At 71.1% G+C, this 6,975-nt stretch carries 7 protein-coding genes and 1 pseudogene; 7 read left to right on the top strand and 1 reads right to left on the bottom strand.

Annotated elements, in window-relative coordinates; all coding sequences use genetic code 11:
- From B8460_RS07015 to B8460_RS06985, 7 genes and pseudogenes are all read left to right on the top strand, one after another.
- A pseudogene (locus tag B8460_RS07015) lies at positions 1–649 on the top strand (DNA polymerase III subunit delta'); the annotation flags it as partial.
- Positions 650–842: 193 nt separating this feature from the next.
- Complete coding sequence (locus B8460_RS07010; protein WP_148360424.1) at positions 843–1,403, top strand: hypothetical protein; 561 nt, start codon at positions 843–845, stop codon at positions 1,401–1,403.
- A 202-nt stretch (positions 1,404–1,605) separates the two neighbouring features.
- Positions 1,606–3,147, top strand: a complete 1,542-nt coding sequence (gene metG, locus B8460_RS07005; RefSeq protein ID WP_148360425.1) for a methionine--tRNA ligase — start codon at positions 1,606–1,608, stop codon at positions 3,145–3,147.
- Positions 3,144–4,052 carry a hypothetical protein gene (locus B8460_RS07000; protein WP_048860866.1) on the top strand — a complete coding sequence of 303 codons (909 nt, stop codon included), beginning with the start codon at positions 3,144–3,146 and terminating at the stop codon, positions 4,050–4,052. Before metG ends, B8460_RS07000 begins: the two co-directional genes overlap by 4 nt.
- Positions 4,052–4,828 carry a TatD family hydrolase gene (locus B8460_RS06995; protein WP_048860865.1) on the top strand — a complete coding sequence of 259 codons (777 nt, stop codon included), beginning with the start codon at positions 4,052–4,054 and terminating at the stop codon, positions 4,826–4,828. Before B8460_RS07000 ends, B8460_RS06995 begins: the two co-directional genes overlap by 1 nt.
- Before the next feature lie 5 nt (positions 4,829–4,833).
- Positions 4,834–5,628 carry an MBL fold metallo-hydrolase gene (locus tag B8460_RS06990; RefSeq protein ID WP_048860864.1) on the top strand — a complete coding sequence of 265 codons (795 nt, stop codon included), beginning with the start codon at positions 4,834–4,836 and terminating at the stop codon, positions 5,626–5,628.
- A 23-nt stretch (positions 5,629–5,651) separates the two neighbouring features.
- On the top strand, positions 5,652–6,164 hold the full coding sequence (locus B8460_RS06985) for a cupin domain-containing protein (protein ID WP_048860863.1): 513 nt from the start codon (positions 5,652–5,654) through the stop codon (positions 6,162–6,164).
- Between the two features lie 42 nt (positions 6,165–6,206).
- On the opposite strand, the gene B8460_RS06980 is transcribed toward B8460_RS06985, so the two are convergent.
- The gene (locus B8460_RS06980) at positions 6,207–6,626 is read right to left on the bottom strand and encodes a cupin domain-containing protein (RefSeq protein ID WP_048860862.1); all 420 of its coding nucleotides are present in this window, start codon (positions 6,624–6,626) and stop codon (positions 6,207–6,209) included.
- Positions 6,627–6,975 lie beyond the last annotated feature (349 nt).

The raw sequence follows: 6,975 nt of genomic DNA, 5'->3' as shown, positions 1-6,975 counted from the left end.
GGGGGGCTGGCGGGTCCTGATCGTCGACCGCGTGGACGAGATGAACCGCAACGCGGCCAACGCGTTGCTCAAACTGCTGGAAGAGCCGCCGGCGCGGGCCGTGCTGCTGCTGGTGTGCGATGCGCCGGGGCGGGTGCTGCCCACGTTGCGCAGCCGCTGCCGGCGCCTTGGTCTCGCGCCGCTCGACGACGTGGCGATGGAGGCAGCACTGCGGATGCTGTTGCCCGACATGGCGGACGACGCCCGCGCCGCCCTCCCGGCGATTGCCGGCGGCGCGCCCGGTCGGGCGTTATTGCTCGCGCAGGAAGAAGGGCTGCGTCTGGCGGGGCTGGTGGACCGAACGATGGCTACCCTGCCGGACGCGGCGCCGATGGAGGCGTATGCGGTGGCCGACTCGCTCGGTCGCAGCGAACAGGCGTTCGAGCTTTTCATCGATCTGCTGCGGGCACGGCTGGCGGCCACGGCGCGGGCAGCGCTGGGGCGGGACGGCGACGGCGCGACGCGGCGTCTCTCGGCCCTGCGCCCGGCATCCGGATGGGCGGATGCGTGGCAGCGGATCGGCCAGATACAGTTCGAGACACTCCGTTTGAATTTGGATCGAACGCAGGCCATGGCATCGGTGTTCGATGCTCTGCGGGCGGTATCCTGACGATCTCATGCAAACTCTCGCGAAAAGTTCATGTTTTTGGTATGAAGGTGGCCTATGACAACTCCCTTCGAGGTTGAGACTATCGCCATGCTCTGACGGGCTGCGTGGAGGATGACAATCGTGTGAAGCTTGCGGCTGCGAGACACACGACAAGCTACCGTCGTGCAACAGCGGGGTATGGATGTTCGCGCGCGTGGATCAGGATGCGCTCAAGGATCTTGAGGATCCCGACCTATCCGACGAGCGCCGGCTGGCGCTGATGTTCATCGCCGCCGTGCGCCACCTGTACCGGTCGGTCGCGCCCGCCGCCTTCGTCAGCCGTGCCGCCCCCGGGGACCGGGATGCCGCCCTCGCCTGCGTCAACTGCGACACCGACCTGCGCAGCCCGGCCCTGTATTGCTCCGACCGCTGCCGCGACGTCGCCAAGCATATCCGCTACATCCGCAAGATCATTCACGACGAACGGATTACCGTCCCCGACTTGCAGGAGGCGATCGGCATACGGCTGCTGTATATAGGCAGCGGCGGGGCAGGCGGTCCGGTGCCGATCGGCGCGTCGGCGACGGACGCCGACGCGGCGCGCATGCATGCGGAGCGCGACCGCATCCTCGGCGACATGGCCTTCCGCGTCGCCGCCCCGACCCCGCTGCGCGCCTGTGACGACTGGCGGAACTGGGAGACGCGGCAGCGCGAATTCAAGCTGGCGCGCCGAGGCGTGATCGAGGCACGGATCGGCAGCGTCGCCGCCGAGTGATCGGCCCAGGGTTCGGCCCAGGGTTCGGCCCGGTCGTCGGCCCGGTCGTCGCCCGGAAGATCGGGCCGCCCGGGCCCGCCGGCTGACCCATCCGGCCCATCACGGGTCGCCGCCCTTGGCCTCGCACCGCGTCAGGCGCTAGTTGACCCGACACGCGCCGCGCCGCTGCTGGCAGGCGGCGCCACCATTGCCGGAACCGCGGATCATGTCGCGCTACTACGTCACCACGCCGATCTACTACGTGAACGGCGCGCCCCATATCGGCCACGCCTATACCTCGATCGCGGCCGACGTCCTCGCCCGCTTCAAGCGGCTGCAGGGTCACGACGTCTTCTTCCTGACCGGCACCGACGAGCACGGGCAAAAGGTCGAAAAGGCCGCCGCCGAGGCGGGCATCGACCCGCAGACTTTCGCCGACCGCAACGCCGCGCGCTTCCGCGACATGAGCGCGCGCATGGGCATTTCCAACGACGACTTCATCCGCACCACCGAAGCGCGCCACAAGGACGGGTGCGCCGCGCTGTGGCGGCGGCTGGAGGCGTCGGGCGACTTGTATCTCGGCCATTACGAGGGGTGGTACGCGGTCCGCGACGAGGCGTTCTACAACGAGGGTGAGCTGACCACCGCGCCGGACGGGCGCCCCCTCGCGCCGTCCGGCGCGCCGGTCGAATGGGTGCGCGAGCCGTCGTATTTCTTCCGCCTATCCGCCTGGCAGGACCGGCTGCTGGCGTTCTACGAGGCCAACCCCGATTTCATCGGGCCGGAGAGCCGCAGACGCGAGGTGACGAGCTTCGTGCGCGGCGGGCTGACGGACCTGTCGGTCAGCCGCACGACGTTCTCCTGGGGCATCCCGGTGCCGGACGCACCGGGCCACGTGATGTATGTCTGGCTCGACGCGCTCGCGAACTACGTCACGGCCCTCGGCTATCCAGACACGGACGGGGCGCGCTGGGCGTACTGGCCGGCGGACGTGCATCTGGTCGGCAAGGACATCGTGCGTTTCCACGCCGTCTATTGGCCCGCCTTCCTGATGGCCGCGGGCATCGCGCCGCCCCGGCGCGTATCGACCAATGGCTGGTGGACGGTGGACGGCGAGAAGATGAGCAAGTCGCTCGGCAACGTCGTCGATCCGCTCGACCTCGCGGAGACCTACGGGCTCGACCCGCTGCGCTATTTCCTGCTGCGCGAGATGCCGTTCGGCAATGACGGGACGATCAGCAGGCGGGCGCTGGTGGCGCGGCTGAATACGGAGCTGGCCAACGATCTCGGCAACCTCGCGCAGCGCTCGCTGTCGCTGATCGCGCGCAACTGCGGCGGGGCGCGTCCGGCGCGCGGGATGCTGACGGACGACGATCGCGAGATGCTCGGCGCGGCGGCGGCGCTGCCGGCGGCGATGGCGCCCGCGATCGACCGGCAGGCCTTCCACGAGGCGCTGGACGAGGCGTGGCGGGTGATCCGCGCGGCCAACGCCTATATCGACCGGCAGGCGCCCTGGGCGCTGCGCAAGACGGACACGGCCCGCATGGCGACGGTGCTGCGCGTGCTGGCCGACGTGCTGCGCCCGGTCGCGGTCGCGCTGTGGCCGTTCATGCCGGCGAGCATGGACCGGCTGCTTGATCAGCTCGGCGTCGCGCCGGGCGCGCGCGACTTCGCGGCGCTGGCCGAGGAGCTGCCGGACGGCGCGTCGCTGCCGCCGCCGCAGGGCATCTTTCCGCGCCATGTCGAGCCGGAGGACGGCGCATGAGCCGACGCATCGCCGTCCGTACCACGGCGCTCTTTGGGGCACCGCTCCTGGGGGCGGCGCTGCTGCTGGCCGGCATCGCCCCCGCCCGCGCGGCGCCGGCCCCCGACCGCTGCACCGCCTTCGCCGCGGATTTCGACCGCGCCACGGTCGCGCACGCACAGGCGATCGGCCCCGATGCCTGCCGCTTTCACGACGTGGCCGTGCGTACCGACGGGCCGGCGCATCTGCACATCGACACCGTCACCGTGCAGCACATCGACTTCGACCGCGCCGCGCGCCATGCACTGCAGCCGGCGCTGCACGTGGTGCTGACCGGCGCGCGCTTCGCCGGACCGGCGAGCCGGCCGCTTACCTCCTACATCATGAGCGTGACGGCGCGGGTGTTCGATGCCGTGCTCGACTACCGCTACGACCCGCGGGCCGGGACGCTGGTCGTCAGCCAGCTTGCCATCAGCGGCCCGCATCTCGGCGGCCTGACCATGAGCGGGGCGGTGGACGGCGTGACGCCGGCGGCGGTGGAGCGGCCCGGCGCGGCCGCCGCTTCGGGCATCCGGCTGCGGCGCCTGTCGCTGCGGCTCGCCAATGACGGGCTGGTCGAGGCCTTCGTGGTGCCCCCGCTCGCCGGCTGGCTGCTGGCGGGCGCGCCCGATCCGGCGGCGCGGGTGGCGGAGATGAAGCCGGTCGCCGTGCTCTACTTGATGGCGACGCTCGGCCGCATGGGCGTGCCGAATGCGAGCATCGCCGCCCTGGTGCAGTTCATCACCGACATGCCGCATCCGCGCCCGACGCTGACGGTCGAAGGGCGGTTCGATCCGCCGCTGTCGGTCGCCGACATGGCGGCGATCGCCGCCGGCCAGCCGCCCGCGCCGGTGCCGGGCCGCCAACTCACGGTGAGCTATCCCTGATGCTGATCGACAGCCATTGCCATCTCGACCACTGGGACCGCGCGGAGATTGCCGACGTGCTGGCGCGCGCGCGCGACGCGGGCGTGGGCGAGGTGGTCACGATCAGCACGAAACTGTCGCAGGCGCCGCTGCTGGCCGCGATCGCCGAAGCGCATCCCGGCGTCTGGCGCACCGTCGGCATCCATCCGCATTACGCGGCGGAGGAGGACGTGCCGGACCCCGCCGCGCTCGCCGCGATGACCGATGCGCCGGGCGTGGTCGGCATCGGGGAGGCGGGGCTGGATTACTTCTACGACCACGCCCCGCGCGACGTGCAGGCGGCGTCGTTCCGCGCGCAGATACGCGCCGCACGTCTGGCCGAGGTGCCGCTGGTCATCCACGCCCGCGACGCCGACGACGACGTGGCGGCGATCCTGCGTGAGGAGACGGCGGCGGGCGGGCCGTTCGACTTCCTGCTGCATTGTTTCAGCTCCGGCCGCGCGCTGGCGGAGGCGGGGGTGGCGCTGGGCGGCTATGTCAGCTTCTCCGGCATCCTGACCTTTCCGAAATCCAGCGAATTGCGCGAGATAGCGCGCGATCTTCCGATCGAACGTCTGCTGGTGGAGACCGACGCGCCCTATCTCGCCCCCGTCCCGCATCGCGGCAAGCGCAACGAGCCGGGCTGGACGGCGCACACGGCCCGCAAGCTGGCGGAGGTGCGCGGCATGACGCCGGAGGCGCTGGCGGCGCAGACCACGGCCAATTTCCGCCGCCTGTTCCGCCGCGCGGCGGCCTGAGCGGCGTGCGGGTCGTCCTGCTCGGCACCGGCGCCTCCGCCGGGGTGCCGATGATCGGCGGCGCGGACGGCAGCGGCGACTGGGGCGCCTGCGACCCGGCCGAGCCGCGCAACCGCCGTACCCGGTCCAGCATAGCGGTGACGGGCGAGGGGGGCACGCTGCTCGTCGATACCGGGCCCGACATGCGCGACCAGCTGCTGGCGTGCCGTATCCCGCGTGTGGACGCGATCCTGTTCACCCATGCGCATGCCGACCACATCACCGGGCTGGATGACGTCCGCATCCTCAACCGCATCGCCGGCCGGCCGCTCGACGCCTACGCGACCGGGCGCACGCTGAAGGAGCTGGAACGGCGGTTCGACTATGCGTTCCGCCCCTGGACGCCGCCCAATTTCTACCGTCCGGTGCTGGTGCCGCACGCCATCGAGCCGGGCGATACGGTGCCTGCCGCGGGGCTCGCGGTGCGGACCTTCGATCAGGACCACGGGCTGATGCACACGCTCGGCCTGCGGATCGGCGGGTTCGGCTATTCGACCGACGTGGTGCGGCTGGACGAGGCGGCGTTCGCCACGCTGGCGGGGGTGGATACCTGGGTGGTTGGCTGCTTCCAGCGCGGGCCGGCGCATAAGACGCACGCGCATCTGGACCTCGCGATCGACTGGGCGCGGCGGATCGGGGCGCGGCGGACGGTGCTGACGCACATGGGCACGGACATGGACTGGGGCTGGCTGCGCGCGCATCTGCCGCCGGGGATCGAGCCGGGGTACGATGGTCTCGTGCTGGAGGGGATGCCCCCCTGACCGGCCGCAGGGAGGACCGTCGAATGACACCAAACGCGGCGCCGCGGCGCGAATTGCTGGGGCTGCTCGGCGCGATGGCGCCGCTGCTGCTGGCGCGGTCGGGCATGGCCAGCCCGATCGACCGCAGCGAAACGCAATACACGCTGCCGCCGGACATCCCGTGGCATCGCCGGCCGACCGATCCGCCGAACAGTCTCGAGCAGGCGCCGCTATTCGGCGCGACGACCGGTCAGGGCCTGTATTACGTGCTCGTCCGCTGGTGGCCCGGCTACATGAGCGCGCCGCACATGTACGACACCGACCGGCTCTGCGTCGTGGTGTCCGGCACGTGGTGGATCAACAGCGGCGCCGATTTCGATCCCGGACGCACCGTGCCGGTGCCGGCCGGCACCTTCGTCCACCGCATCGCCCACACGCCGCATTATGACGGCGTGAAGCGCGGCGAGCCGGCGCCGGCGGTCATCGCCATCTGCGGCATCGCGCCGGTGAACTACCAGGCGGTGGAGCCGAACCAGCCGGAGGTCCGCTCGGTCTGATCCGGCGGCGCCGTCCGACATGGGCGGCGCCGTGCCCGGCGCTCAGGCGTCGCGGGCACGGATGAAGCTGTCTGGCGTGCCGTCCGCGGGGTTGACGAAAATGATGTCGCGCGGGTCGCGCCGCGGCGTGTCGACCGACAGGAAGACGACCGGCTCATCCAGCAAGGTCGGGATGGCGTGCACCGTATTGCGGCGGAAGAACAGAAGCTGGCCGGGTTCGAACGCGGCCGTATCGGCGGGCGTGCCCATCCAGAACGTGCCGCGGCCCTGGAGCACGTAGAGGTATTCGTCGCAGGTTGCGTGGTAGTGCGGCGGGGTCGGACGATAGACGCGGAAGATGCGCGCGCTGGCGGACGGCTCATCGGTCAGGCGGTAATCGACCAGCAATGTCTCAGCGGTGGCTGGCAGCGTGGCTGCAATCCGCATGACGTCGAAGCGTCCGGTGGCGATAGCGGTGGTCATGGGGGTGGGTCTCCGGAAGGAACGCGCATCAGGTGGGCACCGAGGCGCAGCGAATCACGGCGCGCGGGTGTTGGGCTGGCATTCCATGGGCGGCCGTCTCGGACCAGTATGAATTTCCATAATATTCGTTATGCGACTTTAGGCCGTGCGGAAGTGGGCGCGCGGTGTCGGTTTGGCCGGTTCGGGCGGCCTGCCCCGGTCAGGACGCCGGCTGGCTCTTCGCCTTCGTCTCGCGCAGCGTGCGGAAGATGGTCGCGCGCGGCGGGCGGCGCGGTGCGATCGCGGCACCGGTGGGCGGCGCGATGGAAGCGAGTCGCGGCGGCACCGGCGGCAGCGGCAGCACGGCCCC

Source organism: Acidisphaera rubrifaciens HS-AP3 (assembly GCF_000964365.1).
Taxonomy (GTDB): Bacteria; Pseudomonadota; Alphaproteobacteria; order Acetobacterales; family Acetobacteraceae; genus Acidisphaera; species Acidisphaera rubrifaciens.
Note: the sequence above shows the minus strand (reverse complement) of the source record. Positions and strands in the feature narration are given on the sequence as shown.

Bases quoted from the DNA above. Each gene is read 5' to 3' on its own strand.
- B8460_RS06985 (WP_048860863.1), top strand. From the start codon at position 5,652: ATGACACCAAACGCGGCGCCGCGGCGCGAATTGCTGGGGCTGCTCGGC.
- B8460_RS06995 (WP_048860865.1), top strand. From the start codon at position 4,052: ATGCTGATCGACAGCCATTGCCATCTCGACCACTGGGACCGCGCGGAG.
- B8460_RS06980 (WP_048860862.1), bottom strand. From the start codon at position 6,626: ATGACCACCGCTATCGCCACCGGACGCTTCGACGTCATGCGGATTGCA.
- B8460_RS07000 (WP_048860866.1), top strand. From the start codon at position 3,144: ATGAGCCGACGCATCGCCGTCCGTACCACGGCGCTCTTTGGGGCACCG.